The organism is Caballeronia sp. RCC_10 (assembly GCF_041360715.1).
In the GTDB taxonomy this organism is placed as follows: domain Bacteria; phylum Pseudomonadota; class Gammaproteobacteria; order Burkholderiales; family Burkholderiaceae; genus Caballeronia; species Caballeronia grimmiae.
The window spans coordinates 285516-310982 of sequence record NZ_JBFUPT010000003.1; the positions used below are offsets into that span (position 1 = coordinate 285516).

Annotated in this window: 23 protein-coding genes and 1 tRNA gene; 15 read left to right on the forward strand and 9 right to left on the reverse strand. The window is 64.6% G+C overall.

All coding sequences use genetic code 11. The features are described 5' to 3' along the window. Positions 1 to 30 precede the first annotated feature (30 nt). The gene (fmt, locus tag AB6804_RS08965) at positions 31 to 1023 is read right to left on the reverse strand and encodes a methionyl-tRNA formyltransferase (RefSeq protein WP_370886154.1); all 993 of its coding nucleotides are present in this window, start codon (positions 1021 to 1023) and stop codon (positions 31 to 33) included. A gap of 52 nt (positions 1024 to 1075) precedes the next feature. Next, entirely contained in the window at positions 1076 to 1579 is a 504-nt protein-coding gene (gene def / locus AB6804_RS08970) for a peptide deformylase (protein ID WP_035968561.1), read from the reverse strand. Between the two features lie 200 nt (positions 1580 to 1779). Between def and dprA the strand changes: the two genes are divergently transcribed. The 3 genes from dprA to AB6804_RS08985 all read left to right on the forward strand — a co-directional run bounded on the left by dprA (position 1780) and on the right by AB6804_RS08985 (position 6275). Further along, on the forward strand, positions 1780 to 3009 hold the full coding sequence (gene dprA, locus AB6804_RS08975; RefSeq protein ID WP_370886155.1) for a DNA-processing protein DprA: 1230 nt from the start codon (positions 1780 to 1782) through the stop codon (positions 3007 to 3009). Between the two features lie 71 nt (positions 3010 to 3080). Continuing rightward, positions 3081 to 3458: a thioredoxin family protein gene (locus AB6804_RS08980; RefSeq protein ID WP_035968560.1), complete on the forward strand. Its 378-nt coding sequence runs from the start codon at positions 3081 to 3083 to the stop codon at positions 3456 to 3458. A 159-nt stretch (positions 3459 to 3617) separates the two neighbouring features. Continuing rightward, a complete protein-coding gene (locus tag AB6804_RS08985) occupies positions 3618 to 6275 on the forward strand; it encodes a DNA topoisomerase III (protein WP_370886156.1) in 2658 nt (885 codons plus the stop codon). 158 nt (positions 6276 to 6433) lie between these two features. Here AB6804_RS08985 and AB6804_RS08990 read toward each other — a convergent pair whose 3' ends face one another. Both AB6804_RS08990 and AB6804_RS08995 read right to left on the reverse strand, forming a co-directional pair. Next, positions 6434 to 7528, reverse strand: coding sequence for a LysR family transcriptional regulator (locus AB6804_RS08990; RefSeq protein ID WP_370886157.1), 1095 nt, complete (start codon positions 7526 to 7528; stop codon positions 6434 to 6436). Positions 7529 to 7747: 219 nt separating this feature from the next. Beyond that, a complete protein-coding gene (locus AB6804_RS08995; protein WP_370886158.1) occupies positions 7748 to 9619 on the reverse strand; it encodes a phosphoenolpyruvate carboxykinase (GTP) in 1872 nt (623 codons plus the stop codon). Between the two features lie 473 nt (positions 9620 to 10092). Between AB6804_RS08995 and AB6804_RS09000 the strand changes: the two genes are divergently transcribed. Further along, entirely contained in the window at positions 10093 to 11109 is a 1017-nt protein-coding gene (locus AB6804_RS09000; protein ID WP_370886274.1) for a D-2-hydroxyacid dehydrogenase family protein, read from the forward strand. Between the two features lie 12 nt (positions 11110 to 11121). On the opposite strand, the gene AB6804_RS09005 is transcribed toward AB6804_RS09000, so the two are convergent. Genes AB6804_RS09005 through AB6804_RS09015 form a run of 3 tightly spaced genes read right to left on the reverse strand, consistent with a single transcriptional unit; the run spans position 11122 to position 12896 of the window. Beyond that, a complete protein-coding gene (locus tag AB6804_RS09005; RefSeq protein ID WP_035968552.1) occupies positions 11122 to 11598 on the reverse strand; it encodes an OsmC family protein in 477 nt (158 codons plus the stop codon). 20 nt (positions 11599 to 11618) lie between these two features. Further along, the gene (locus tag AB6804_RS09010) at positions 11619 to 12488 is read right to left on the reverse strand and encodes a patatin-like phospholipase family protein (protein ID WP_370886159.1); all 870 of its coding nucleotides are present in this window, start codon (positions 12486 to 12488) and stop codon (positions 11619 to 11621) included. Continuing rightward, positions 12489 to 12896 carry a PaaI family thioesterase gene (locus tag AB6804_RS09015; protein WP_370886160.1) on the reverse strand — a complete coding sequence of 136 codons (408 nt, stop codon included), beginning with the start codon at positions 12894 to 12896 and terminating at the stop codon, positions 12489 to 12491. 149 nt (positions 12897 to 13045) lie between these two features. Between AB6804_RS09015 and AB6804_RS09020 the strand changes: the two genes are divergently transcribed. Continuing rightward, positions 13046 to 13121, forward strand: a tRNA-Lys gene (locus tag AB6804_RS09020). A 198-nt stretch (positions 13122 to 13319) separates the two neighbouring features. Continuing rightward, positions 13320 to 13733, forward strand: a complete 414-nt coding sequence (locus tag AB6804_RS09025) for a GNA1162 family protein (protein ID WP_370886275.1) — start codon at positions 13320 to 13322, stop codon at positions 13731 to 13733. On the opposite strand, the gene AB6804_RS09030 is transcribed toward AB6804_RS09025, so the two are convergent. Beyond that, positions 13655 to 14041: a DUF488 domain-containing protein gene (locus AB6804_RS09030; RefSeq protein ID WP_370886276.1), complete on the reverse strand. Its 387-nt coding sequence runs from the start codon at positions 14039 to 14041 to the stop codon at positions 13655 to 13657. The genes AB6804_RS09025 and AB6804_RS09030 overlap by 79 nt on opposite strands. A 222-nt stretch (positions 14042 to 14263) precedes the next feature. On the opposite strand from AB6804_RS09030, the gene AB6804_RS09035 reads away from it, so the two are divergent. The 9 genes from AB6804_RS09035 to AB6804_RS09075 all read left to right on the forward strand — a co-directional run bounded on the left by AB6804_RS09035 (position 14264) and on the right by AB6804_RS09075 (position 24673). Then, on the forward strand, positions 14264 to 15697 hold the full coding sequence (locus AB6804_RS09035) for an amino acid permease (RefSeq protein ID WP_370886161.1): 1434 nt from the start codon (positions 14264 to 14266) through the stop codon (positions 15695 to 15697). Positions 15698 to 16003: 306 nt separating this feature from the next. Next, positions 16004 to 16480, forward strand: a complete 477-nt coding sequence (locus AB6804_RS09040) for a (2Fe-2S)-binding protein (RefSeq protein ID WP_370886162.1) — start codon at positions 16004 to 16006, stop codon at positions 16478 to 16480. Between the two features lie 49 nt (positions 16481 to 16529). Beyond that, positions 16530 to 18911: a xanthine dehydrogenase family protein molybdopterin-binding subunit gene (locus AB6804_RS09045; RefSeq protein ID WP_035968536.1), complete on the forward strand. Its 2382-nt coding sequence runs from the start codon at positions 16530 to 16532 to the stop codon at positions 18909 to 18911. Between the two features lie 11 nt (positions 18912 to 18922). Beyond that, positions 18923 to 19729, forward strand: a complete 807-nt coding sequence (locus tag AB6804_RS09050) for a xanthine dehydrogenase family protein subunit M (protein ID WP_370886163.1) — start codon at positions 18923 to 18925, stop codon at positions 19727 to 19729. Beyond that, positions 19729 to 20628: a MoxR family ATPase gene (locus AB6804_RS09055; protein WP_035968533.1), complete on the forward strand. Its 900-nt coding sequence runs from the start codon at positions 19729 to 19731 to the stop codon at positions 20626 to 20628. The genes AB6804_RS09050 and AB6804_RS09055 overlap by 1 nt, the downstream gene beginning before the upstream one ends. A 2-nt stretch (positions 20629 to 20630) precedes the next feature. Beyond that, a complete protein-coding gene (locus AB6804_RS09060; RefSeq protein ID WP_370886164.1) occupies positions 20631 to 21824 on the forward strand; it encodes a VWA domain-containing protein in 1194 nt (397 codons plus the stop codon). Then, the gene (locus AB6804_RS09065) at positions 21815 to 22366 is read left to right on the forward strand and encodes a CoxG family protein (RefSeq protein WP_370886165.1); all 552 of its coding nucleotides are present in this window, start codon (positions 21815 to 21817) and stop codon (positions 22364 to 22366) included. Before AB6804_RS09060 ends, AB6804_RS09065 begins: the two co-directional genes overlap by 10 nt. Continuing rightward, positions 22339 to 23358: an XdhC family protein gene (locus AB6804_RS09070; RefSeq protein WP_370886166.1), complete on the forward strand. Its 1020-nt coding sequence runs from the start codon at positions 22339 to 22341 to the stop codon at positions 23356 to 23358. Before AB6804_RS09065 ends, AB6804_RS09070 begins: the two co-directional genes overlap by 28 nt. 109 nt (positions 23359 to 23467) lie before the next feature. After that, positions 23468 to 24673 carry a PepSY-associated TM helix domain-containing protein gene (locus AB6804_RS09075; protein ID WP_370886167.1) on the forward strand — a complete coding sequence of 402 codons (1206 nt, stop codon included), beginning with the start codon at positions 23468 to 23470 and terminating at the stop codon, positions 24671 to 24673. Position 24674: 1 nt separating this feature from the next. On the opposite strand, the gene AB6804_RS09080 is transcribed toward AB6804_RS09075, so the two are convergent. Continuing rightward, the gene (locus AB6804_RS09080; RefSeq protein ID WP_370886168.1) at positions 24675 to 25397 is read right to left on the reverse strand and encodes a PepSY-associated TM helix domain-containing protein; all 723 of its coding nucleotides are present in this window, start codon (positions 25395 to 25397) and stop codon (positions 24675 to 24677) included. Positions 25398 to 25467: the final 70 nt, after the last annotated feature.

Consider the following 25467-nt stretch of genomic DNA (forward strand, 5'->3'; position numbering starts at 1 on the left):
AGCCTCCAGACGGGCTTGTGATCGATCTCTTTATTCTAAGCCGCGCTTGTCGCCGTGAACGGTGAACCGCTGTCCTTTCGACAAAGGCGCGCCGGCGAGGAATTCGCGCACCGGCAGACGCTTGCCGCCGGGCTTCTGCAACTGCGTCAGCCTGAGCGCGCCGTCGCCGCACGCGACGACGACCCCTTCCGGCGATACGTCCACGATCACGCCCGGCTCGCCCGTCACGCCGCTCAGAGCCTGGGCCGCCCAGATCTTGATGGCGGCATCGTCGAGCGTGCCAACCGCACCCGGGAACGGATCGAAGGCCCGCACCTGCCGGACGAGTGCCTCCGCTGGCCGGCGCCAGTCGAGCGCCGCTTCGTGCTTGGCGATCTTTTCGGCGTACGTCGTGCCGTCGTCGGGCTGGGGTACCGACGGAAGCGAGCCGTCGCGTTCCAGGTCGCGCAATGCCGCGACGATCAGGTTCGCGCCCATTTGCGCGAGCCTGTCGTGCAGCGTGGCGGTGGTGTCGTCGGGATCGATGTTGGTGCGCGCTTCGCGGATCATCGCGCCGGTGTCGAGGCCGGCGTCCATCTGCATCAGCGTAATGCCGGTTTCCGTGTCGCCAGCTTCGATTGCGCGGTGAATCGGCGCGGCTCCGCGCCAGCGCGGCAGCAACGAAGCGTGGATGTTGATCGCGCCGCGCGGGGGAATGTCGAGCACTTCCTGCGGAAGAATCAGCCCGTAAGCGGCCACGACCATGACATCGTGCGGCGTGGCGCGCAGCAGGTCGATGGCGTCGGCCGCTTCCTGCGGATACTTGCCCGCGCGCCGCAGCGATGTCGGCTGTGCGACCGCCAATCCGTGTTCGAGCGCGAAGCGTTTGACCGGGCTCGCGGTCAGCTTCATGCCGCGTCCGGCGGGCCGGTCCGGCTGGGTCAGGACGAGCGGAACCTGAAAGCCGGCCGCATGAATGGCGGCGAGCGCGGCGGCGGCGAATTCAGGCGTGCCGGCGAAAACGACGCGCAGCGATTGAGTCATCGATGAAAGCTACCTTCAGGCGTGCCTGCAGAAAACGTGATTCCGGTGCGCCTCAGAGCGCCTTTTCCAGCTTCTTCATCTTGCCGCGAATGCGCGTCTGCTTGAGCGACGACAGATATTCGACGAACACGTGCCCCGCCAGATGATCCATCTCGTGCTGGATGCAGACCGCGAGCAGATCGTCGCAATCCAGTTCGAAGGTCTCGCCCTTTTCGTTCAGCGCCTTGACGCGAACCTTGTCGGGACGCTCGACGAAATCGTAGATGCCCGGCACCGACAGGCAGCCCTCTTCCCACTCCTTCTTGACTTCGCTAGCCCAGACGATTTCCGGGTTGATGAACACCATCAGCTGGTCGTGCGTGTCCGACACGTCGATGACGATCACGCGCTCGTGCACGTCCACTTGCGTCGCCGCGAGGCCAACGCCGGGCGCGGCATACATGGTCTCGGCCATGTCCGCGACGAGCTTTCGGATGCGGTCGTCCACCACGGCGACAGGCTTCGCCACCTTGTTCAGCCGCTTGTCCGGGTAGTTGAGTATGTTGAGCAGAGCCATGATTCGGATTGTCTACGCGCGCCGCGACGCGTGTGAAGTCGGCCATTCGGCCAGGTTGCGGATGGGTGGCGGCATGCCGAAGATATGCGGGCGAATCCACGGGATTCAACGCCGCCGGCAAGCGGCCAGACAGCGTCGCTACGGACTGCAAGCGCGGCCGGGCGACGATTCTTAATATGTACGGGATCAAAAATCTTAACATGACGACCGCTACCCTGCCGACCGATACCGCAGCTCCCGAAACCGCCGCGCCGCCGTCCGATGCCGGGGGAGAAGAACTGCGCGCGTGGTTGCGCCTCGCGCATGCGAGGGGCCTCCGTCCGCTGGCGTTGCGCACGCTGCTCGGCGCGTTCGGCGGGCCGCTGGAAGTGCTGTCTGAGAGTTTCGCCTCGATCGCACAGGTCGCCGACGAAAACGCGGCGAAAGCCGTCGTCGCGCCGCCCGGCGATATCGAAGGCGTCTCTTTCGATGACTATATTGAACGAGTGCGCGATTGGTCGTCCGAGCCCGGCAACCGGATACTCACGCTCGCAGACACGGACTATCCGCAAGCCCTGCTGACCATGCCCGATCCGCCGCCGCTGCTCTACGCGATAGGCCGGCCCGAGGTGCTCCAGGCGCGCGCCGTGGCGATCGTCGGCAGCCGGCACGCTTCGCCGCAAGGCGCGGAGGACGCGCGCCGCTTTGCGCGGTCGCTGTCGGACGCGGGGCTGGCGGTCGTGTCGGGGATGGCGCTCGGCATCGACGCCGCCGCGCATCGCGGGGCGCTCGACGGTCGCGGGGGAACGATCGCCGTCATCGGCACGGGCGCGGATCTCGTCTATCCGGCGCAGAACCATACGCTCGCGCATGAGATTGCCCGCGACGGCGCGATCGTGTCGGAATGGCCGCTCGGCACGCCTGCGCGGTCCGCGAACTTTCCGCAGCGCAACCGGCTGATCGCTGGGTTGTCGGGCGGCGTGCTGATCGTGGAAGCGGCGATGCGCTCCGGATCGCTGATCACCGCGCGGCTGGCCAACGAAATGGGGCGGGACGTCTTTGCGATTCCAGGGTCGATTCACGCGCCTCTGTCGCAGGGATGCCATCGCCTCATCAAGCAAGGGGCGAAGCTCGTCGAGTCGCCCGAAGACGTGCTCGAAGAGTTCGGTTTCCCGTCAGCGCGCAGACGCGGAAGCCATCGCACGGCGAACCCGCAGCCCGGGCCGTCCAGCGCGTCGTGGGCGTCGGCGCGGCTGCCCGAGGCTCAACCGTCCGCCGACGCCGAACGCGTGCTTGCCGCGCTCGGTCACGCGCCGGCGACGCTTGAAATTCTCGCTGCGCGGACCGATCTGCACGGAGCCGCGATTCAGGCGGCGCTGCTTCAGCTCGAACTGGCGGGCGTGGCGACCGCGCTGCCTGGCGGCCGCTATGCCCCGCTCGAACGCTCGTGAAGTCGCCTCGTGCTACATTCGCGGGAAATTAGCCCGTCACGCCCTGCCCCACGAAGGATTCTGCAAACGCCATGTCCGCGCTCAATCTCGACACCGATGCCGATCAGATCGCCGAGCGCGTCGCCGAGCCCGGCACGCTGTTCGTGGCATGCCTGTGCGCGGAGTGGTGCGGAACGTGCCGGGAGTATCGCGAAGGATTCGACAGGCTTGCCGCCGCGCATCCGGACATCTGCTTCGCGTGGATCGATATCGAGAATCATGCGGACCGTTTCGACGACCTCGATGTCGAGAATTTCCCGACCATCCTGATCGAAGATTCGATCACGACGCGCTTCTTTGGCACGGTGCTGCCGCAGGTGTCGATCGTCGAGCGGATGCTCACCGACCTGACCGCGCTGCCCAACATGGCAGGCGCACCGAAGCTGCGCCCGGCGCTTGCTACGGCGTAGACAAAACCGGGGCATTACGGGCGTCGAAACGGTCGGAAACCGCCGGTTCGGCGCGCGTCCTAATCGCAGCCGCGGCGCGCATCGCGCAAAGCCTGTGCTATAAAGCGGTCGTTATGCGGTCCAAACGGGGCCGCTGCCAGACCACAACCATATTGAGTCATGTCCAAAGCCCTGATCATCGCTGAGAAGCCCTCCGTCGCGAACGACATCGCGCGCGCGCTGGGCGGCTTCACGAAGCATGACGAGTACTACGAGAGCGACGAGTACGTTCTCTCGTCCGCGGTCGGCCACCTGCTGGAGATCGCCGCGCCCGAGGAATACGACGTCAAGCGCGGTAAATGGAGCTTCGCGAACCTGCCCGTCATTCCGCCGCATTTCGATCTGAACCCGATTGCGAAGAGCGAATCGCGGCTGAAGGTCTTGACGAAACTGCTGAAACGCAAGGACATCGACCGGCTCATCAACGCATGTGACGCGGGGCGTGAGGGCGAGCTGATTTTCCGCCTGATCGCACAGCACGCGAAGGCGAAGCAGCCCGTTCAGCGCCTCTGGCTCCAGTCGATGACGCCCGCCGCCATCCGCGAAGGCTTCGCGCATCTGCGCAGCGACGCCGACATGCAGCCGCTCGCCGACGCCGCCCGCTGCCGTTCTGAAGCTGACTGGCTCGTCGGCATCAACGGCACGCGTGCGATGACCGCGTTCAACAGCAAGGGCGGCGGTTTCTTCCTGACGACCGTTGGCCGCGTTCAGACGCCAACGTTGTCGATCGTTGTCGAACGGGAAGAAAAGATTCGCCGCTTCGTGCCGCGCGACTATTGGGAAGTGCGCGCCGAGTTCGTGGCCGCGAAGGGCATCTACGAGGGCCGCTGGTACGACCCGAAATTCAAGCGCGTCGAGAACGATCCGGAGCAGCGCGACTCGCGCCTCTGGAGTCTCGCGGCGGCGGAATCGGTGGTGGCGGCGTGTCGGGGCAAGTCCGGCATCGTCACCGAGGAATCGAAGCCGTCCACGCAAATGTCGCCGCTGCTCTTCGACCTGACGAGCCTGCAGCGCGAAGCGAACAGCCGCTTTGGCTTCTCGGCGAAGAATACGCTCGGCCTGGCGCAGGCGCTGTACGAAAAGCACAAGGTCCTGACCTACCCGCGTACCGATGCCCGTGCGCTGCCGGAAGACTATCTCGGCACGGTCAAGGACACGCTGACCATGCTGAAAGAGAGCAACAACTACCTGCCGTTCGCCAAGCAGGTGCTCGACAAGGGCTGGGTCAAGCCGAACAAGCGCATCTTCGACAATTCGAAGATCAGCGATCACTTCGCCATCATCCCGACGCTGCAGGCGCCGAAGGCGCTGTCGGAGCCGGAGCAGAAGCTGTATGACCTCGTCGTCAAGCGCTTCCTGTCGGTGTTCTTCCCGGCTGCGGAATATCTGGTGACGACGCGCATCACCGAAGTCGCGGGGCATCACTTCAAGACCGAAGGCAAGGTGCTGGTCGAACCGGGCTGGCTCCAGGTCTATGGCCGCGAGGCTGCGGGCGAAGACGGCAACCTCGTGCCGGTGCAGAAGGGCGAAAAGGTCGACGTCGACAAGGTCGCCGCGCAGGCGCTCGTGACCAAGCCGCCCGCGCGCTACAACGAAGCGTCGCTGCTCTCGGCGATGGAAGGTGCGGGCAAGCTCGTCGAAGACGAAGAACTGCGCGACGCGATGGCCGCGAAAGGTCTCGGCACGCCGGCGACGCGCGCCGCGATCATCGAAGGGTTGCTCGGCGAGAAGTACATGGTCCGCGAGGGCCGCGAACTGATCCCGACGGCCAAGGCGTTCCAGTTGATGACGCTGCTGCGCGGCCTGGGCGTCGAGGAACTGACCGCGCCGGAACTGACCGGCCAGTGGGAACACAAGCTGTCGCAGATGGAGCGCGGCAACCTGCATCGCGATGCGTTCATGCAGGAAATCGCGCGCATGACGCAGACCATCGTGAAGCGCGCGAAAGAGTACGACTCCGACACCATCCCCGGCGATTACGCGACGCTCGAAACGCCGTGCCCGAATTGCGGCGCACAGGTGAAGGAGAACTATCGCCGGTTCGCGTGTACGAAGTGCGAGTTTTCGATCTCGAAGATTCCGGGCGGACGTCAATTCGAAATTCCGGAAGTGGAAGAACTGCTGCGCGAAAAAACCATCGGCCCGCTGTCGGGTTTCCGCAGCAAGATGGGACGTCCGTTCTCGGCCATCCTGAAGCTCTCCTTCGACGACGAAATCAAGAACTTCAAGCTCGAATTCGACTTCGGCCAGGACACCGGCGGCGAAGATGGCGAGCCGCCCGACTTCTCCGAGCAGACGCCGGTCGGCGCGTGTCCGAAGTGCCAGTCGCGCGTGTTCGAGCACGGCATGAGCTATGTCTGCGAGAACTCCGTCGCGAATCCGAAGACGTGCGATTTCCGCTCGGGCAAGGTCATCCTGCAGCAGGAAATCGGGCGCGAGCAGATGGAAAAGCTGCTGAACGGCGGCCGCACGGACTTGCTGACGAACTTCAAGTCGTCACGGACCGGGCGCAACTTCAAGGCGTTCCTCGTCAAGCAGCCGGACGGCAAGATCGGCTTCGAATTCGAAAAGAAGGAAGCCAAGCCGGGCGCGAAAACGGCGGCCAAGCGCGGCGCGGCTGCCGAGCCGCAGACCGATAACGCCGACGAAGGCGATAGCGACGTCGCCGTAGCCGCAAAGACGACGCGCGCCAAAGCCGCGACGAAGACCGTCGCGGCGAAGAAAGCGCCAGCGAAGAAGGCCGCCGTCAAGAAGACTGCGGCGCGGAAGGCGGGATAACTCGCGCCGGCGCGCTAAACGCCGAAATGAGGAAGCACCAGGCCCGCGAAGCGATTCGCGGGCTTTTTTATGCCAGCGGAACGCGACGCTCGCTAAAAAGCAAAAAGCCCGGGAAACGAAATCTCCCGGGCCTTCTCATGCTGCCAGTCCAACAGAACTTAGAACGGCGATGCCGCCGGCACGCGCCCTCTCGTTCGCGACGGCTTCGACAGCTTCGGCCCCAACTCACCATCGATCGAACGCGAGCGCGGCGCGGGCGGCGGCGCTTGCGGTTCATCGGCGGATTCGTAGTGCGGCTGCGCGCCAGCCGCGACGGGCTTGCCCATGCCATCGCGGATCCATTGTTCGCCAAGCTGATGATTCGGCGTCTGGCTGAAATGCTCGACGAGGTGATCGATGAAGGTCCGCACCTTCGCCGGCAAATGCCGCCGGCTCGGATACGCGACGTTGATTTCGACCTGCGGCAACTGATAGTCGCTCAGCAGGCGCACGAGCTGGCCGCGCTTCATATCGTTGCCGATCAGATAGCTAGGCAGAATCGCGATGCCCATGCCCAGCAGCGCAAACTGCCGCAGCATCTCCGTATTGTTCGCGATGATCACGTTCGACGGCCGCACGCGCACTTCGCCCTCGGGGCCGGTAAACACGCGTTCGTCGCCCCAATATTCGGACGGCAGGCTAAGGCACGGATGTTCCAGCAGATGCTCGGGACGCGTCGGCGAGCCACGCTTTTCCAGATATGCCGGCGTCGCGCAGACGGTCATGCAGCCGGTCGTCAGCCGCCGCGTGACGACGCTCGCGCTCTTCACCTGCCTCGCGATGACGATGCCGACATCGAACCCTTCCTCCACCAGATCGACCTGGCGGTCCACGAGCGTCACATCGGGAATGACTTTCGGATAGCGCTGCGCGTAGGTCTGCAATACCGGCGCGAGATTGTGCAGCCCGAACACGACCGGCGCGACGATACGCAGTGAGCCGAGCGGCTCGTGATTGCGCGCGACGACCATCTGTTCGACATCTTCGAGTTCATCGAGAATCTGGCGCGCACGCTCGAGATAAACCTGACCCGACTCCGTGAGCGACAGACTGCGCGTGGTGCGATTGAGCAGGCGCGTGCCGAGGCGGCTTTCGAGATCCGCGACGTGCCGCGTCGCGACCGCGTTCGAGATATCCATCGCGCTCGCGGCCCTGGCAAAACTGCCGAGATCGGCCACGCGGACGAACACTCTCATCGACTGCAAATGATCCATGGGACAACTCCTGCCGCCAGGCGGCTCTCAATTCTGCTGCAAGGCAATTCAGAATTATCCTAGGACTGAGGAAATCGTGCAGAAGTTGCGGTTGGCGGTTGCCTTTTCGAAAAAATTCGTGGGCGAAGGGCGGCCGGCGGGGAAAGAGACACTCCCGCCCGCACGTTTCGAACTTTGCCCGGCGGTGTCGACCGCCGGGCGATGTGAAGCGGCCGCGAATCAGGCCGCGAGCCGCTTCTCCATGCCGGCCTTGGCTTCCGGCAGCGCGTCAGGCAGCCCTTGCTGCAGACGGGTGAACAGCTCGTCGTGCAGCGCGAGTTCGTCGCGCCACGCGGCGTCGTTGACCGAGATGACCTGCTCGAACTGGTCGCGCGTGAAGTTCAGCCCGCCCCAGTCGATGTCCTCGTAGCGCGGCGAAATGCCGAACGCGTGTTCCTCGCCGCTCGCCGTGCCTTCGATGCGGCCGACCATCCAGTTCAGCACGCGCATGTTTTCGCCGAAGCCCGGCCACACGAACTTGCCGTCGTCGCCCTTGCGGAACCAGTTCACGCAGAAGAACTTCGGCGCCTTCGCGTTGAGCGCTTCGAGGCGCTCGCCGATCTTCAGCCAGTGGCCGAAATAGTCACTCATGTTGTAGCCGCAGAACGGCAGCATCGCGAAGGGATCACGGCGCACGACGCCCTGTTGCCCCGCGGCGGCGGCCGTGGTTTCGGAGCCCATCGTCGCGGCCATGTAGACGCCTTCCTTCCAGTCGCGCGCCTCGGTGACGAGCGGCACGGTCGTCGAACGGCGTCCGCCGAAGATGAACGCATCGATCGGCACGCCCGCCGGGTTCTCCCAGTCCGGATCGATCGACGGACATTGCGATGCCGGCGCCGTGAAACGCGCGTTCGGATGCGCGGCCTTCGCGCCGGTCTCCTTGGCGAGCTCGGGCGTCCAGTCGCGACCCTGCCAGTCGATCAGATGCGCGGGCGGCGTGTCCGTCATGCCTTCCCACCAGACGTCGCCGTCGTCGGTCAGCGCGACGTTCGTGAAAATGACGTTTTCCTTGAGCGTCGCCATCGCGTTGAAGTTGGTCTTCTCGCTCGTGCCCGGCGCGACGCCGAAGTAGCCGGCTTCCGGGTTGATTGCGTACAGCCGGCCGTCCTTGCCGGGCTTGATCCACGCGATGTCGTCACCGATCGTCGTCACCTTCCAGCCGTTCAGGTCTTGTGGCGGGATCAGCATCGCGAAGTTGGTCTTGCCGCACGCCGACGGAAACGCCGCCGCGACGTGGTGCTTGCGCCCCTCGGGCGACGTGACGCCGAGAATCAGCATGTGTTCGGCGAGCCAGCCTTCGTCGCGGCCCATGGTCGACGCAATGCGCAGCGCGAAGCACTTCTTGCCGAGCAGCGCGTTGCCGCCGTAGCCCGAGCCGAAGCTCCAGATTTCCCGCGTCTTCGGAAAATGCACGATGTACTTCGTGTCGTTGCACGGCCACGGCACGTCCTTGCGGCCATCGGCGAGCGGCGCGCCGACCGAATGCACGCAGGGCACGAACTCGCCTTCCTCGCCGAGGACGTCGTACACCTCGCGGCCCATGCGCGTCATGATCCGCATGTTCGTGACGACGTACGGGCTATCGGACAACTCCACGCCGATATGCGCGATCGGCGAGCCGAGCGGGCCCATCGAGAACGGCACGACGTACATCGTGCGGCCGCGCATCGCGCCGTCGAAGAGGCCGTCGAGCGTCGAGCGCATTTCCTGCGGGTCGATCCAGTTGTTCGTGGGGCCGGCATCTTCCGGGCGCTCCGAGCAGATAAACGTTCTGTCTTCGACGCGCGCCACATCCGAGGGATCGGAGCAAGCCAGAAAGGAGTTGGGGCGTTTGGCGGGATTAAGCTTTTTCATCGTGCCGGCGGCGACCATCTGTTCGCAGAGCCGGTCGTATTCGGCTTGCGTGCCGTCGCACCAGACGACGCGATCGGGTTTTGTCAGCGCGGCGACGCGTTGAACCCATTGGATCAATCGTCGGTGCCGGACATAGGCCGGCGCCTGAACGTCGACGACGTTGTTTTTATTTTCTTCGGCTACTGCGGGCTGGTTCATCGAGTTGTCTCCGTTTCTGCAATGAAAACCGTGAGCCCTGACGCTGCATGCGAGAGGCATTGCGACCGGAACCGCCGTGCATTTCAAAAGATATTCGTCGCACGAAAGACGGTTCCCTTTGCCGATTGCGGCGTCATCGGGCCTGGTCCCTGCGACGCAGCGCCAGGCGGCTTGCGTCGCTAAGGAACAAACTGTTAAAAAGAGATACTAAGCGGCCTGTCCCCTTGCGGATTACCGTGTTTTCCGCAATGGCGCCGCATTTTTTTGTTTCTCGAGCGGGTTATTTGCTCGGAAACGAGGAAATCAAGCATAACACCGCCATGCAGCCCTGCTTTGATGCTGCGCAGTGAGATTACAGTTCCTGCGGTTTAGTGCGGCTTTCTTGGTAATTACCCGAAGTTAATCCGCTCTATTTCGCAAGCCGGACCAAAAATGCAGCATGTTCGATGCCTACAAAAAGCCAATCAATGCCCATCAAAATCGCCATTCTCGACGACTACCAGGACGCCGTAAGGAAACTCGACTGCTTCCATCTTCTCGACGATCACGAAGTGAAAGTCTTTAATAACACGGTGCGTGGACTCGGACAGTTGGCTAGCAGACTGTCGGAAGTCGATGCGCTCGTGCTGATCCGCGAACGCACGCGCATCAGTTCGCAACTCCTCGATAAATGCCCGAAGCTGCGCATGATCAGCCAGACGGGCCGCGCGGGCGGCGGTCATATTGATATCGACGCATGTACGGAACGCGGCATCGCCGTCCTGGAAGGCACCGGATCGCCGGTCGCGCCGGCCGAACTGACGTGGGCGCTCATCATGGCGGCGCAGCGTCGCATTCCGCAATACGTCGCGAACCTGAAGCAGGGCGCGTGGCAGCAGTCGGGGCTGAAGACGTCGGCGCTGCCGCCGAACTTCGGCCTCGGGCAGGTGCTGCGCGGGCAGACGCTCGGCATCTGGGGCTACGGCAAGATCGGCCAGTTGGTGGCGGGCTACGGCAAGGCGTTCGGCATGAACGTGCTCGTGCACGGCCGCCAGCACTCGCTGGCGGCGGCGCGCGAGGATGGCTTCGCCGTTGCGGAAACCCGCGAAGCACTTTTCGAGCAGAGCGACGTGCTCACCGTACATTTGCGTATGAACGACGAGACGCGCGGCATCGTCCGGACGGAAGATCTGATGCGCATGAAGCCGACCGCGCTCTTCGTCAACACGAGCCGCGCCGAGCTGCTCGAAGAGAACGCGCTGTTGAACTCGCTGCATCACAATCGGCCGGGGATGGTCGCGGTCGATGTCTACGAGAGCGAGCCGATCCTGCAGGGCTACGGCCTGTTGCGCATGGAAAACGTGATCTGCACGCCGCACATCGGCTATGTGGAACGCGAGAGCTACGAGCTTTACTTCAGCGCGGCGTTCAGCAACATCCTCGCCTTCGATGCCGGCGATACGTCGAGCGTGTCGAATCCCGAAGCGCTGCAGCACGCGCGCCGCCGCTGAGCGGTCGATGCGTCAGGCCGTCGATACGTCGATCGACGGCTCGCAGCGCACCGGAAAATTCACCGAGTTCGCGATGAAGCAGAAGCGGTGCGCCTCTTCATGCAGGCGCGTCGCGAGCGCCGTGTCGCCGCCCGCGCCGATGGTCACGCGCGGCCGCAGCAGCACATCGGCGAAACGGCCGCTTCCGTTCGCGTCCTCCTGCATGATGCCGATGGCCCCGTCGACATAGCCGGTCACGACGATCTTGTTGACCGCGCACAAGTGCAGATACCACAGCATGTGACACGAGGACAGCGACGCCACGAACAGTTCCTCCGGATTGTGGCGCGTGGGATCGCCGCGAAAAGCGGGATCGCTCGATGCCTCGATCGCGGCCTTGCCCGCGACGCGTACGACGTGGTCGCGCGAGTAGGCGTCGTAGGCGGAGGTGCCGGAACCGCGATTGCCCGTCCATGCGACGGTGAGTTCGTAAGTGTGCTGCTTCGGCATGGCGCGCTCCTTTTGCCTCGCTAGGCAATGTGCGATGCGGCATCCATCAGATGCGGAAGGCGCTCGAGAAAGTCTTCGCCGTCCGCGCGGCCCAGATCATAAGCATGCTGCATCTGGGACGGGCTCGTATAGTCCCAGCTCGATATCGGCACCTTGCGCGACGGCTGCACGTAGATGCGCCGCTGCTCGCCGTGCGGCACGACGAACGTGCGCTCGCGTGAATACAGCCGCGTGACCATGACGAGCACCGTTCCCGGCGATGCATCGAGCGCGGAGACCGGTACGTTGTCGACCATGCCGCCATCGAGCACGGGGCGGCCGTTGCGTCGGAGGATCGGCGTGAAAGGCGGCGTACTCGACGATTGCAGGATCAGGTCCGCGAGGTCTTCGATGCTCGCGCATTCCTGCGCCCTCACGAACTCGGGATGGAAGCCGAGCGCCTGACCGAGTGTCGGATGCAGTGTCTTGCGCACGTACTTCTCGATGTTGTACGCGATCAGCCCGGCCGCGACGGCGCTGCGCGCGCCGAGCCAGCGCGGAAGATGCGACACGCCGATCCGTATCTCCGGCGCGGAAGCGAGTTCATGGAAACGCTCCGAGAAGATGTCGAGCAGTGCCTGGCGATAGATGCGGTAGTGCGGGAAGACGGACTGCCCGCGCAGCAGGTTGCCCCAGTAGGCGTTCTTCGTGTTGCCGCGCAGGGCTTGCGCGTAGTAGTTCATGACCCAGCGCGCGTCGTTGGTGTAGAGCATGCACGCGGTGGCCGCGCCCGCCGAGATGCCCGCGATGATGCGCGGCTTGAGCCTCAATTCCGGCTGGATGACGTCCCAAAAACCGGCTTGCCACCAGCAGCGGTTGCCGCCGCCGGCGAATACGACCTGATCGAACATTTATTTGCTGACGAGTGCGTAGGTTGTCGTGGCGTGGGCGGCGAGTTCGCCGTTGGCGTCGTGCATGTCGATTTCGCCGAACACGAGATTGCGGCCCCGGCGCATGACGCGCGCCGTGACCAGCACGTCGCCGGTTTTGACCGGACGCATGAACGTGGTGTTGAGCGAGACGGTGGTCATTGGCGAGAAGCCGCCCATGGTGTGCGAGATGGCGACGACCATCGCGGTATCGGCGGCAGCCATGAAGACCTGACCGCAGATGACGCCGCCCGCGTGCCGCAAATGATCCGAGTACGGCAGACGCAAGGTGACGCGGTCATCGCCTAACGATTCGGGCGCGAGCGACAACTCACGGACCCACGGCGCGAGGATGTCGTTGAGCAACGCGCGGATGGCGGCTTCGTCCATTTCTTTTGGCTTTGTGCGGTTGGGGGACGCGTCATGATACCGGCTCGGGGCTTGTGCCCTGCGGTCCGCGCGGCGTTCGCCAGCGTAAATTTTCTGCGATAGACGCTTGCGCTTTTCGAAATACTCCCGCTATAATTTCGCTTCTGTTGGGGGCGTTAGCTCAGTTGGTAGAGCAGCGGACTCTTAATCCGTAGGTCGAGTGTTCGAGTCACTCACGCCCCACCAAAGAATTCGAAAGGCCGGTTCAGCGAAAGCTAACCGGCCTTTTTCTTTGCCCTGCGCGTCTCCACACTTCGACTGCGCGAAACCGTCCCGCTCGACGGCACATTGTCCCCGGGCCTTTGTTTGTCGGCACACCGCCCCGCGCCAAGATTGCCAGGCCCGTTCGAACCTGCTCGCCCCGTCGAATCGCTTAGCGATCGCTTGCTTCTCCGTCCTGCGGAGACAACAGAGTTAAGCAACCGTGCGACATCTCCCAATGACTCCAAAGCGACGCTAGACCTGCGCTCGTGCAACGAACTCTGGAAGGGAACGGCGACGGCAAACGGCATTGAAACGCGCTTCAACGTCGGCATTCTCGTTCAATGCGTCGCGAAGCAGATCACGAATACGCTGACCGAAAAATTCTTCGATGACGCCGGCCGCCCGAGCCAGCGGCTGCTCGCGACAGGCGGCAAGACCATGCTGCCGCACTGCCCGCCCCCGTCCAACTTCGACGCCGACCAAACCGCCCGCAGGCGTCTCTCGCCCCCCTTGCCTCAAATCACCTCCGCTCCCCTCTTCTCCAACAATTCCCGCAGCACGGACCGATGGCATCGTGCCTCGTTTTCGCAGTAACACCCGACCGACAGATTTGTCGTATGCGACAGCGCGGCCAGCAGATCCAGCGATTTGCTCGCGTCCGGCTCCGCCATCGCCGCCTTGAACTTCTTCACGAAGTCGCGCCAGTCCTTGTCGCTTTCCGCATGCAGCGCCTGGGCCACCAACTCGGCCGACGGCGACAGATTCGGATACCACACGTCATAGAAATCGCGGCTCGCGAACTCGGACTTGGGCACGCCGCGCGGCGGACGGCGAACCGTGCCGATACGCAAGCCTTCGTCGTCCGCGCGCGGTGAGCCGAGCCGCACGATTCGAATCGCCATACCTTGTCTCCTTGGAATTTTCTTGGGCACAGCATAGCCGCCGCCAATACCGCGAGACCACAGCGGCACAGCCGTCGTTTTATCCAATTGCGTTAAATCTGTAAAAAGTCGCGCCAAAAAAGGGCACGACGCCCAAATGACGGGCATTCTCCTCGACTCCGCTAAAATATCGGGTTTTCCCGAAGGAAGGCGCACGCGAGCGCCGAAAGGAGACTTATCGCAATGTCGTTGTTCCGCAAGAAAAACATCGAGCACATGCTGGCTGGCGCGCACAGCACGTCTCTCAAGAAAACGCTCGGTGCCCTCGATCTGACCTTCCTCGGCATCGGAGCGATCATCGGCACCGGCATCTTCGTGCTCACCGGCACGGGCGCCGTGCAAGCCGGTCCGGCGCTCATGGTGTCGTTCCTCGTCGCAGCGATCGCCTGCTGTTTCGCCGCCCTCGCCTACGCCGAGTTCTCATCGACGATTCCCGTCGCCGGCTCCATCTACACCTACTCCTACGCGACGCTCGGCGAGCTCGCGGCCTGGATCATCGGCTGGGATCTGATGCTGGAGTACGGGCTCGCCACGTCCGCGGTGTCAGTCGGATGGTCGGGCTATCTGCAATCGCTGCTTTCCGGCTTCGGCATCAGCCTGCCAACCGTGCTGACCGCCGCGCCCGGCGCGTTGCCCGGCCACGTCACGTACTTCAACCTGCCCGCGTTCCTCGTGATGATGGTCATCACGTGGCTGCTGTCGATCGGCGTGAAGGAATCCACGCGGATCAACAACGTCATGGTCGCGATCAAGGTGACCGTCGTCCTGCTGGTGATCGCGGTCGGCGTGTTCCACGTCACGCCGGCGAACTGGCATCCGTTCATGCCGAACGGCTGGTCGGGCGTGTTCGGCGCGGCGGCGGTGATGTTCTTCGCGTTCATCGGCTTCGACTCGGTGTCGTCGGCGGCGGAAGAAGTGAAGAATCCGAAACGCGATCTGCCCATCGGCATCATTTCGTCGCTGGCCGTCTGCGCCGTGCTGTACGTGGCGGTGGCGGCGGTCGTGACCGGCATCGTGCCGGCGGCGCAGTTCGCAAGCATTTCGCATCCGGTGTCGTATGCGTTGCAAGTGGCCGGACAAAACTGGGTCGCGGGTTTCATCGATCTCGGTGCAGTGCTCGGCATGCTCACCGTCATTCTGGTGATGAGCTACGGCCAGACGCGCATCATCTATGCGATGTCGCGCGACGGTCTGCTGCCCGCGAAGCTGTCGAGCGTGCATCCGCGTTATGCGACGCCGTTCTTCACGACGTGGCTCGTCGGCATCTTCTTCGGGCTGATCGGCGCGCTGGTGCCGCTCAACGTGCTGGCCGAGCTGATCAACATCGGCACGCTCGCGGCATTCTCGATGGTCTCCATCGCCGTGCTGATCCTGCGCCGCACGCATCCCGACCTGCCGCGCGCGTTCCGCTGCCCGGGCGTGCCGGTGGTGCCGATTCTCGCGGTGGCGTCGTGCCTGTTCCTGATGTTCAATCTGGCAAAGGCGACGTGGATCGCGTTCGTCGTGTGGCTGCTGATCGGCCTGGTGATCTACTTCGTCTACTCGCGCCATCGTTCGGCGCTGGGCCGCGCGGCCGAGCGCGCGCCGGCGCCGAAGCGCGAAACCGTGACGCACTGAACGGCTCGCGCTATCGATGAACAACGCCGCCCCACGGGGCGGCGTTTTGCATTTCAGGGCGCCGGCCCCGCGACGAAACCGGTGAATGCACGGGCGTGCGCCTAATAGCGAGGCCCGTCGATTTGTGCTTTACTCGCCGTGACACACAACACGAATTCCCAGCTGGACGCTTAGCCCAAGCCAGGTTCAGGACGTGATGAGGTGCATGGCGCGAGCGGCGTGAGGCGGGTCCATCCCCCGGCAATATCGTGCATGGGACCGGAAAGGCGCGAACGAGCGCCCACTCCGGCCAATAAGGAGACAGCAATGCCGCTCAGCATCAGTCTGACGGTCAACGGGAAACCGGTGACCGCAAACGTCGAACCGCATCTTCTGCTCGTCCAGTTTCTCCGCGAACATCTCAGGCTCACCGGCACACACGTCGGCTGCGACACGGCGCAGTGCGGCGCGTGCACCGTGCATCTCGATGGCCGTGCGATCAAGTCCTGCAACATCCTCGCCGCTCAGGCCGATGGCCTCGAAGTGACGACCATCGAAGGCATGTCGAAAGACGGCCAGCTTCATCCGATGCAGGCGGCGTTCAAGGAATGTCACGGCCTGCAATGCGGCTTCTGCACGCCGGGCATGGTGATGACCGCGAGCGCGCTCGCCGCCGATTCGCCCGATCTCTCCGAAGACGAAGTGCGCGAACAGCTCGACGGCAATCTGTGCCGCTGCACCGGCTATCACAACATCGTGAAAGCGGTCCTCGAAGGCGCACAAAACATGAAGGCGCGCGCCTGACGCGACGTCCCTTTCTGACCGATGAATCGCGCCTGGACAGGAGACCGCGATGAACGCACCTGAACAACAGAAACTGATCGGCGCTGGCGTCAAGCGCAAGGAAGACTATCGCTTCCTGACGGGCGCCGGCCAGTACACCGACGACGTCGTCCTGCCGCAGCAAAGCTACGGCGTGTTCCTTCGCTCGCCGCACGCGCACGCGCGCATCCGCTCGATCGACATCGACGCGGCGAAGGCGTCGCCCGGCGTCATCGCCATTTTTACGGGCAAAGACCTTGCGGCTGACAACGTCGGCGGCCTGCCGTGCGGATGGCTCATCCACAGCACCGATGGCTCGCCGATGCACGAGCCGCCGCACCCCGTCATCGCGCACGACAAGGCGCTGCACGTGGGCGATCAGGTCGCGCTCGTCGTCGCGGAATCGCTGAAGGAAGCGAAAGACGCGGTCGAGCTGATCGCCGTGGACTACGAAGAATTGCCCGCCGTGGTCGATACCGCGAGCGCCGCCGATCCCGGCAAGCCGCTCGTCCATGACGCCGTGCCGGGCAACGTCTGCTACAACTGGGGCCACGGCGACAAGGCGCGCACCGACGCCGCTTTCGCGCAGGCCGCACACGTGACGACGCTCGATATCGTCAATCAGCGCCTCGTGCCGAACGCCATCGAGCCGCGCGCCGTCAACGCGAGCTACTCGAAGCACGACGACAGCTACACGGTGTACGTCGCGAATCAGAATCCGCACGTCGAACGATTGCTGATGGCGGCGTTCGTGCTGTCGCTGCCGGAATCGAAGCTGCGCGTGATTGCGCCGGATGTCGGTGGCGGCTTCGGCTCCAAAATCTTTCTCTATCCTGAGGACGTCGCGCTGACGTGGGCATCGAAGAAAGTGGGGCGTCCCATCAAGTGGGCAGCGGAGCGTTCCGAAGCCTTCCTTTCCGACGCTCATGGCCGCGATCACGTCACCAAGGCCGAACTCGCACTCGACAAGGACGGCAAGTTTCTCGGGATGCGCGTTCACACGACCGCCAACATGGGCGCGTACCTGTCGACGTTCGCGTCGTCGATTCCAACCATCCTCTACGCGACGCTGCTCGCCGGCCAGTACGCGACGCCCGCGATCTACGCCGAAGTGAAGGCGGTCTTCACGAACACCGTTCCCGTCGATGCCTACCGCGGCGCGGGCCGTCCCGAAGCGACGTATGTCGTCGAGCGGCTCGTCGAGACGGCGGCGCGCGAGATGAACATCGATCCGGTCGAATTGCGCCGCCGCAACTTCATCCGCGAATTTCCGTACGCGACGCCGGTCGGTCTCACCTACGACACCGGCGATTACGACGCCATCCTCGACCGCGCGCTGGAACTGGCCGATGTCGCGGGTTTCGAGAAGCGCCGCGAGGAATCGAAGCAGCAGGGCAAGCTGCGCGGCATCGGCTATTCGTGCTACATCGAGGCGTGCGGGCTTGCGCCGTCGAATGTCGCGGGTGCGCTCGGGGCGCGCGCCGGTCTCTTCGAAGCAGGCGAAGTGCGCGTGCATCCGACCGGCTCCGTCACCGTATTCACCGGCTCGCACAGTCACGGACAGGGGCACGAAACCACTTTCGCGCAGGTCGTGGCCGACCGGCTCGGCATCGCGATCGAAAACGTCGAGATCATTCATGGCGACACGGGGCGCATTCCGTTCGGCATGGGCACGTATGGATCGCGGTCGCTGGCGGTCGGCGGTTCGGCCATCGTGAAGGCGCTCGACAAGATCGAAGCCAAGGCGAAGAAGATCGCCGCGCATCTGCTCGAAGCATCGCCGCAGGACGTCGAATTCAACAACGGCGTTTTCCGTGTCGCGGGCACGGACAGAACGAAGACGTTCGCGGACGTATCGCTCGCCGCCTATGTGCCGCACAACTTCCCGCTCGAAACGATGGAGCCGGGCCTCAACGAGAACGCGTTCTACGATCCGACCAACTTCACGTATCCGTCCGGCGCGTATGTCTGCGAAGTGGAGGTCGATCGCGACACCGGCGAGACGCGCATCCAGAAGTTCACCGCCGTCGACGACTTCGGCAACGTGATCAACCCGATGATCGTCGAAGGACAAGTGCACGGCGGGCTCGGCCAGGGCATCGGACAGGCGATGCTCGAACGTTGCGTGTACGACAAGGACAGCGGCCAGTTGCTTTCCGGCTCCTTCATGGACTACGCGATGCCGCACGCCATCGACTTGCCGAGCTTCAATGTGGAGACCGCGAAGGGCACGCCCTGCACGCATAACCCGCTCGGCGTGAAGGGCTGCGGCGAAGCAGGCGCAATCGGCTCGCCACCCGCCGTCATCAACGCGATTCTCGATGCGCTCGCGCCGCTCGGCGTGAAGGACCTGCAAATGCCCGCCACGCCGCATCGCGTATGGACCGCGATGCACGCCGCTCAACCCGCTTGAGGATGACCGCCATGTACACCTTCGACTATCAACGGCCGAACGAAGCGCAAGCAGCGGTCGCCGCGCTTTCCGGCGACAGCGACGCCAAATTTCTCGCGGGCGGCCAGAGCCTGTTGCCGACCATGCGCCTGCGGCTGGCGCAGCCGTCCGCGCTGGTCGATGTCACGCGCATCGCGTCGATGAAAACCGTCACGCTCGATGCCGGCAAGCTGACCATCGGCGGGGCGATGTGCCACGCGCAGGTCGCATCGAACGCGGACGTGAAGCAGGCGCTGCCGGGCCTGGCCGATCTCGCGAGCCGCATCGGCGACAGACAGGTTCGCGAACGCGGGACCATCGGCGGTTCGCTCGCCAACGACGATCCCGCCGCGTGCTATCCGTCCGCCGTGCTCGGGCTGAACGCGACGATCGTGACGGACCGCCGCCGCATCGCCGCCGACGACTTCTTCATCGGCATGTACGAGACCGCGCTCGAACCGGACGAACTGATCACCGCCGTCGAGTTTCCGCTGGCCGAGCGCGCGGGCTACGAGAAGTTTCGCAATCCCGCGTCGCACTTCGCGCTCGTCGGCGTGTTCGTCGCGAAGCATGCGGACGGCGTGCGCGTCGGCGTGACGGGCGCGGCGCCGTCCGCGTTCCGGGCGAAGGAGCTGGAAGCGGCGTTGTCGAAGGACTTCTCGGTGGCGTCGGCGCGCAGCGTGACCCTTTCCGCCGACGGCCTCAACGACGACATGCACGCCAGCGCGGCGTATCGCGCGCATCTGATTCCGGTGCTGGCGGGCCGCGCGATCGAACGCGCGATGTCGTTCGGAACGTGATGCAGAGCGAGCCCGATTCGATCGACGACACGCTCGCGCGCCTGCGCGAGCATCAATACTTCGCGAGCCGCGAGCTTGCGACGGCCCTCTTTCTCGCGCTGAAGATGCAGCGGCCGCTGTTTCTCGAAGGCGAGCCGGGCGTCGGCAAGACGGAACTCGCGAAGGCGGCGGCGGGCATCTGCGGCACGACGCTTTTGCGCCTGCAATGCTACGAAGGGCTCGACACGGCCAGCGCGCTCTACGAGTGGGACTATCCGCGGCAGATCATGGCGCTGCGGCTCGCGGAGGCATCGGGTGACACGCCGTCGAACGATTCGCTGTATCGCGGCGAATTTCTGCTGAAGCGTCCACTGTTGCAGGCGCTGCTGCCCGATCCCGATAACGCCGCCGCGCGCCGCGTGCTGCTGATCGATGAAATCGACCGCGCCGACGAGCCGTTCGAGGCGTTTCTGCTCGAACTGCTGTCGGACTTTCAGGTGTCGATTCCGGAGTACGGCACGGTGCGCGCGGCAAGGCCGCCGCTCGTCGTGATGACGTCGAACCGCACGCGCGAAGTCCACGATGCGCTGAAACGGCGTTGTCTGTATCAGTGGATCGGCTATCCGGAGCGCGATGTCGAACTGGCGATCGTCGCGGCGCGCGCCCCGGAAGCGAGCCGCGCGTTGCAGGCGCGGGCCGTCGCGTTCGTCCACGAATTGCGGACGATGGACCTGTTCAAGGCGCCGGGCGTCGCGGAGACCATCGACTGGTGCCGGGCGCTCGCGGCGCTGTCGGTGTCGGAACTGGATCCGCAATCGGTGCAGGACACGCTCGGCGTGCTGCTCAAATATCAGGACGATCTCGCGCGCATGGACGCAGCGACGCTCGCGCAGTGCTTGTCGACGGCCGCGAAGGCGTGACGATGGAGACGCTCTCGCGCAACGTCGTTCATTTCGTGCGGCTGCTGCGGGGCGCGGGACTCGGCATGTCACCGGCGCAAGCGGTCGATGCAATCGACGCGCTGCGGTTCATCGACTTGCGCCGTCGCGACGACGTGCGCGCGACGCTCGCGTGCCTTCTGGTCCACGCGAGCGACGAGCGCGATATTTTCGATGCCGCCTTCGATCTTTTCTGGCGCGATCCGGACTGGGAAGGCAAGCTGCGCGCGCTGTTGCTGCCGAAGGTCGAAAGCGGCGCGCCGCCGCCCAAGCGCAATAACCGTCTCGCGGATGCGCTGGCGGCGCGCTCCGAGGCGAAGCGTCCACCAGCGTCCGAAGCGGAGCCCGAACAGACTCATGCGCGCATGAGCTTCAGTGCGCAAGAACGCCTGAGCCATCGCGATTTCGACACCCTCACCGCCGACGAATGGCGTGCGCTGCGGCATCGGATTCGCGCGCATCGTGTGCCGCTCGCGACGGAGCCGACGCGCAGGCTCAAGGCGGCATCGCGCGGCACGCACGCCGATCTGCGCGCGAGCGCGCGTCAGGCTGTCCGCGCGGGCGGCGACTGGACCGCGTGGAAGTATCGCGCGGTGGTGGAGCGCCGGCCGCCGCTCGTTCTGCTGCTCGACATTTCCGGTTCGATGAGCGCGTATTCCCGCGCCGTGCTGTACTTCTGTCATGCGCTGCTGCAATCGCGCGAGCGTCTGCAAGTGTTCCTGTTCGGCACGCGCCTGACGAACGCGACGCGTACGCTGCGCGAGCGCGATCCCGATGTCGCGATTACGACGCTCGGCGAGCAGGTCGCGGACTGGTCGGGCGGCACGCGCATCGGCGCGGCGCTGGCCGAGTTCAACCGGCGATGGGCGCGCCGCGTGCTCGCGGGCCGCGCGACGGTATTGCTCGTCACCGATGGACTGGACCACGAAGCGATCGACGTGCTCGATGCGGAGATGGCGCGGCTCAGGCGCTTCGCGCATCGGCTGGTGTGGCTCAATCCGCTTCTGCGATACACCGGCTTCACGCCCCGCGCGCGAGGCGTGCGCGCAATCCTGCCGCACGTCGATGCGATGCTCGCGGCTCATAACCTCGACAGCCTCGCCGCTGTCGGACGGGAACTGACCGCGCTATCTGCGCGCGGCGCCCGCACGCATGGAGAACACACGCGATGGAACTGACCGAAACTCACGTGTTGCCGGTGCCGCAGACGCGCGCGTGGGAAGCGCTCAACGACACGGCGATACTGAAGGCCTGCATCCCCGGCTGCGACAGCATCGAAGCGGACGGTGAAAATGCCTATGCCGTCGGGATGACTGCCGCCGTCGGCCCTGTCAAGGCACGCTTCAAGGGACGCATGCAACTGACGGACATCGACGCGCCGCACACCTACACAATCGTCTTTGAAGGCCAAGGCGGCGCGGCGGGCTTCAGCAAGGGCAACGCGAAAGTGAACCTCGAGCCCGGCGACGAAGCCGACACGACGAAGCTGACCTACAGCGCCAACGCGCAAGTGGGCGGCAAGCTGGCGCAAATCGGCTCGCGCCTCGTGGATGGAGCAGCGCGTAAGATTGCAGCTGAATTCTTCAAGCGATTCGGCGCGCAGCTTGAGGGCGGGCAGGAATCGAACGAAGTACAGGATGCATCCGCCGCTGAGGAAGCCGGCGGAGAGAAGGAAGAGAAAGGGAAGAAATCATGGACAGCGTGGATCTCGAAGTCCTGAAACACAGCGCGCAATGGCTCGAACAGGGCAAGCGCGTGCTGCTCGTCACGGTCGTTAAAACGTGGGGTTCGTCGCCGCGGCCGGAGGGCGCGATGCTCGCGGTGCGCGACGATGGACACGTCGTCGGCTCGGTATCGGGCGGCTGTATCGAGGACGATCTGATCGAGCGCGTGCGGCAAAGCGGCATCGATCAGACGAAGCCGGAAGCGGTGAAGTACGGCATTAGCGCGGAAGAAGCGCATCGCTTTGGCCTGCCGTGCGGCGGCACGATTCAGCTCGTGCTGGAACCGCTCACGCGCGAAAGCGGCATTGCGGAACTGTGTGCGGCGGTCGAGAGCGGGCGGCTCGTCGCGCGCACGCTCGACATGGCGACGGGCGTGGCGCGGCTCGAACCCGCGCGCGCCACCGATGGCGTCGCGTTCGACGGAGCGACGCTGCTGACCATCCACGGTCCGCGTTATCGCATGCTGGTGATCGGCGCGGGGCAGTTGTCGCGCTATCTGTGCAGCATCGCGGTCGGGCTGGACTACCACGTGACGGTGTGCGATCCGCGCGTCGAGTACACGGACGAATGGGACGTACCGGGCACGACCATCGTGCGGACCATGCCCGACGACACGGTGATGGACATGAAGCTCGACGAGCGCTCTGCGGTCATCGCGCTGACGCACGATCCGAAGCTCGACGACCTCGCCTTGATGGAAGCGCTGAAGACGCCTGCGTTCTACGTGGGCGCGCTGGGATCGCGTCGCAATAACGCGGCGCGGCGAGAACGCCTGAAGGAATTCGATCTCAACGACGCCGAACTCGCGCGGCTGCACGGGCCGGTCGGGATTTATATCGGCAGCAGGACGCCGCCGGAAATCGCCGTGTCGATCCTCGCGGAAGTCACCGCCGCGAAGAACGGCGTGTCGCTGCCTGAACTGCTGCGCGTCGAGGGCGCAAAGGCGGCGCGCGAAGTCGCCGGAACCGGCGAAGCCTGCGGCGTTTGATTACAAAGGCCTGACGCTTCCGGCTCTACAATTGTCGTTCTCATTTGCGCGTCTGGCGACCGGTTCGCCGGACTCTCCGCACGCCGTTTCCCTCATCCATCATTCACGAATGCCCGGCAAATTTCTGACCGGCGATGGCGGACGCGCAGCCGCGCCGCACGCCGGCGCCACGCGCGAACGTCGCGCCATGAGCCAGCGCGCGTTGCGCATTTGGTCGATCGTGCATCGCTGGACGAGTCTCGTCTGCACGGCCTTCATGCTGTTGCTCTGTCTGACGGGCCTGCCGCTCGTGTTCGGCCACGAACTCGATCTGTTGACGGGCGACGCGGTCGAAGCGCCGACGCTGCCCGCATCGCAGGCGAACAGGCGCGCGAGCTACGACGCGGTGCTCCGCGCCGCGCTAAACGAACATCCGGCTCACGTGCCGCAGTACATGATCTGGGAGCCGGACGAGCCGCTACTGCCCGTTGTCGTCACCGCCCCGCGCGCCGACACACCGCCCGACGACACGCTCAGCACAACCGTCGATGCCCGCACCGCGCAGCCGCTCGGCATGCCGCCGGGTAAGGGATCGCTGAAATTCGTGCTGCTGAAGCTGCACGTCGACATGTTCGCCGGGCTGTTCGGCAAGCTCTTTCTCGGTGCGATGGGCGTGGTGTTTCTCGCGGCGATCGTATCGGGCGTCGTCGTGTACTTGCCGTTCTTGCGCAAGGTCGGACTGGGGCGCGTGCGGCTGGCAAAGAAGCGGCGCATCGTCTGGCTCGACTGGCATAACGCCATCGGCATGCTGACGCTCGCGTGGGCGCTGCTGGTCGGCACGACCGGCTCCATCAACACGCTCGCCGATCTCATGCTCGAGGCGTGGCGCAACGATCAGCTCGCGCAGATGATCGCCCCGTATCAGGGACAGCCGCCGCTCGTGGCGCGCGCATCCGTCGACGATGCCGTTCAGACCGCGCAACGCGTCGCGCCGGACATGATTCCGTCGTTCGTCGCGTTTCCGGGCACGCGCTTCAGCAGCCCGCATCACTATGCGGTGTGGATGCGCGGCGACGGCATCCTGACCACGCGCATTCTTCGCCCCGTGCTCGTCGATGCATCCATCGGCGCGCTCACCGATTCGCGCGAACTGCCGTGGTATCTGAAGGTGCTGCTAGGCTCGCAGCCGCTGCATTTCGGCGATTTTGGCGGCATGCCGCTCAAGATTTTCTGGGCCGCCTTCGACGTGTTGACCGTGGTCGTGCTCGGAAGCGGCCTCTATCTGTGGCTGACGCGGCATAACCCGCGAAAGGGCCGCGCGTCGGCGGCGCGCTGACCTACATCAAGCCGCACACGATCATCGCGATGAGCGAGACGGTGACGATCGCCGCGCCGGCCGTCTTGCGCTTGTTCAGTTCGGTCCAAAGCAGCACGCCGGTCAACGAGAGCAGGATCAGGCTGCCGGCGAGCGTATCGATGAGCAACACCCAGCCGACGCTCAAGCCAACGCCCTTGTGCAGGTTCGTCATCATCGCGAGGAAGGTGTTTTCGGTCCGCTTCACCGACACGAAGTTGTTGCCGACCCAGTACTCCGCCATCACACTGCTGCCCGGCGTCGAGACCATCACCGACCATTGCTCGGGCTGCATCGTGCTCTTGTCGCCCCAGCCAACGGGGTGCGCCGGCTCGCGGCGCGTGCGGCCGAGGTTGCCGTCGATCTTCAGTTCCTGCTTGACCCACACGCCCATGTCGCGCGGCGACTTGAACCCGCCCGCCGGCAACGCAAGCTGCATCTGCGATACCTGTGGCTCGCCGGTCGAGATGCGCAGCGGCGGTGCGCGGTGATTCAGCAGAAAGCCGGTCACGCCGAAAAGCAGGCCGAGAATCGCGCCCCACAGACCGACCCAGCCGTGAACCTTGCGGAGCCACTTGAGAAACGTCGAGCGGCGCGAGCGGTTCTTGCGTACCACTTGCTCGGCTTCATCGATCAGGCGTTGATGCGGGCGGTATTGGGCCGAGCCGCTCGTCGGCTGGGGATTGAGGGTGTCAGGCGCGTTCAAGCGTCTCTCCGAATCGGACGGTTCCTAGGCAAAGCCGCGCCCCGATCGCGCATCAGACGCTGCGATCAAC

Coding starts and splice junctions, on each gene's coding strand:
- fmt (WP_370886154.1), bottom strand. CDS start 1,023: ATGACTCAATCGCTGCGCGTCGTTTTCGCCGGCACGCCTGAATTCGCC.
- def (WP_035968561.1), bottom strand. CDS start 1,579: ATGGCTCTGCTCAACATACTCAACTACCCGGACAAGCGGCTGAACAAG.
- dprA (WP_370886155.1), top strand. CDS start 1,780: ATGACGACCGCTACCCTGCCGACCGATACCGCAGCTCCCGAAACCGCC.
- AB6804_RS08980 (WP_035968560.1), top strand. CDS start 3,081: ATGTCCGCGCTCAATCTCGACACCGATGCCGATCAGATCGCCGAGCGC.
- AB6804_RS08985 (WP_370886156.1), top strand. CDS start 3,618: ATGTCCAAAGCCCTGATCATCGCTGAGAAGCCCTCCGTCGCGAACGAC.
- AB6804_RS08990 (WP_370886157.1), bottom strand. CDS start 7,528: ATGGATCATTTGCAGTCGATGAGAGTGTTCGTCCGCGTGGCCGATCTC.
- AB6804_RS08995 (WP_370886158.1), bottom strand. CDS start 9,619: ATGAACCAGCCCGCAGTAGCCGAAGAAAATAAAAACAACGTCGTCGAC.
- AB6804_RS09005 (WP_035968552.1), bottom strand. CDS start 11,598: ATGCCGAAGCAGCACACTTACGAACTCACCGTCGCATGGACGGGCAAT.
- AB6804_RS09010 (WP_370886159.1), bottom strand. CDS start 12,488: ATGTTCGATCAGGTCGTATTCGCCGGCGGCGGCAACCGCTGCTGGTGG.
- AB6804_RS09015 (WP_370886160.1), bottom strand. CDS start 12,896: ATGGACGAAGCCGCCATCCGCGCGTTGCTCAACGACATCCTCGCGCCG.
- AB6804_RS09030 (WP_370886276.1), bottom strand. CDS start 14,041: ATGGCGATTCGAATCGTGCGGCTCGGCTCACCGCGCGCGGACGACGAA.
- AB6804_RS09035 (WP_370886161.1), top strand. CDS start 14,264: ATGTCGTTGTTCCGCAAGAAAAACATCGAGCACATGCTGGCTGGCGCG.
- AB6804_RS09040 (WP_370886162.1), top strand. CDS start 16,004: ATGCCGCTCAGCATCAGTCTGACGGTCAACGGGAAACCGGTGACCGCA.
- AB6804_RS09045 (WP_035968536.1), top strand. CDS start 16,530: ATGAACGCACCTGAACAACAGAAACTGATCGGCGCTGGCGTCAAGCGC.
- AB6804_RS09050 (WP_370886163.1), top strand. CDS start 18,923: ATGTACACCTTCGACTATCAACGGCCGAACGAAGCGCAAGCAGCGGTC.
- AB6804_RS09055 (WP_035968533.1), top strand. CDS start 19,729: ATGCAGAGCGAGCCCGATTCGATCGACGACACGCTCGCGCGCCTGCGC.
- AB6804_RS09060 (WP_370886164.1), top strand. CDS start 20,631: ATGGAGACGCTCTCGCGCAACGTCGTTCATTTCGTGCGGCTGCTGCGG.
- AB6804_RS09065 (WP_370886165.1), top strand. CDS start 21,815: ATGGAACTGACCGAAACTCACGTGTTGCCGGTGCCGCAGACGCGCGCG.
- AB6804_RS09070 (WP_370886166.1), top strand. CDS start 22,339: ATGGACAGCGTGGATCTCGAAGTCCTGAAACACAGCGCGCAATGGCTC.
- AB6804_RS09075 (WP_370886167.1), top strand. CDS start 23,468: ATGCCCGGCAAATTTCTGACCGGCGATGGCGGACGCGCAGCCGCGCCG.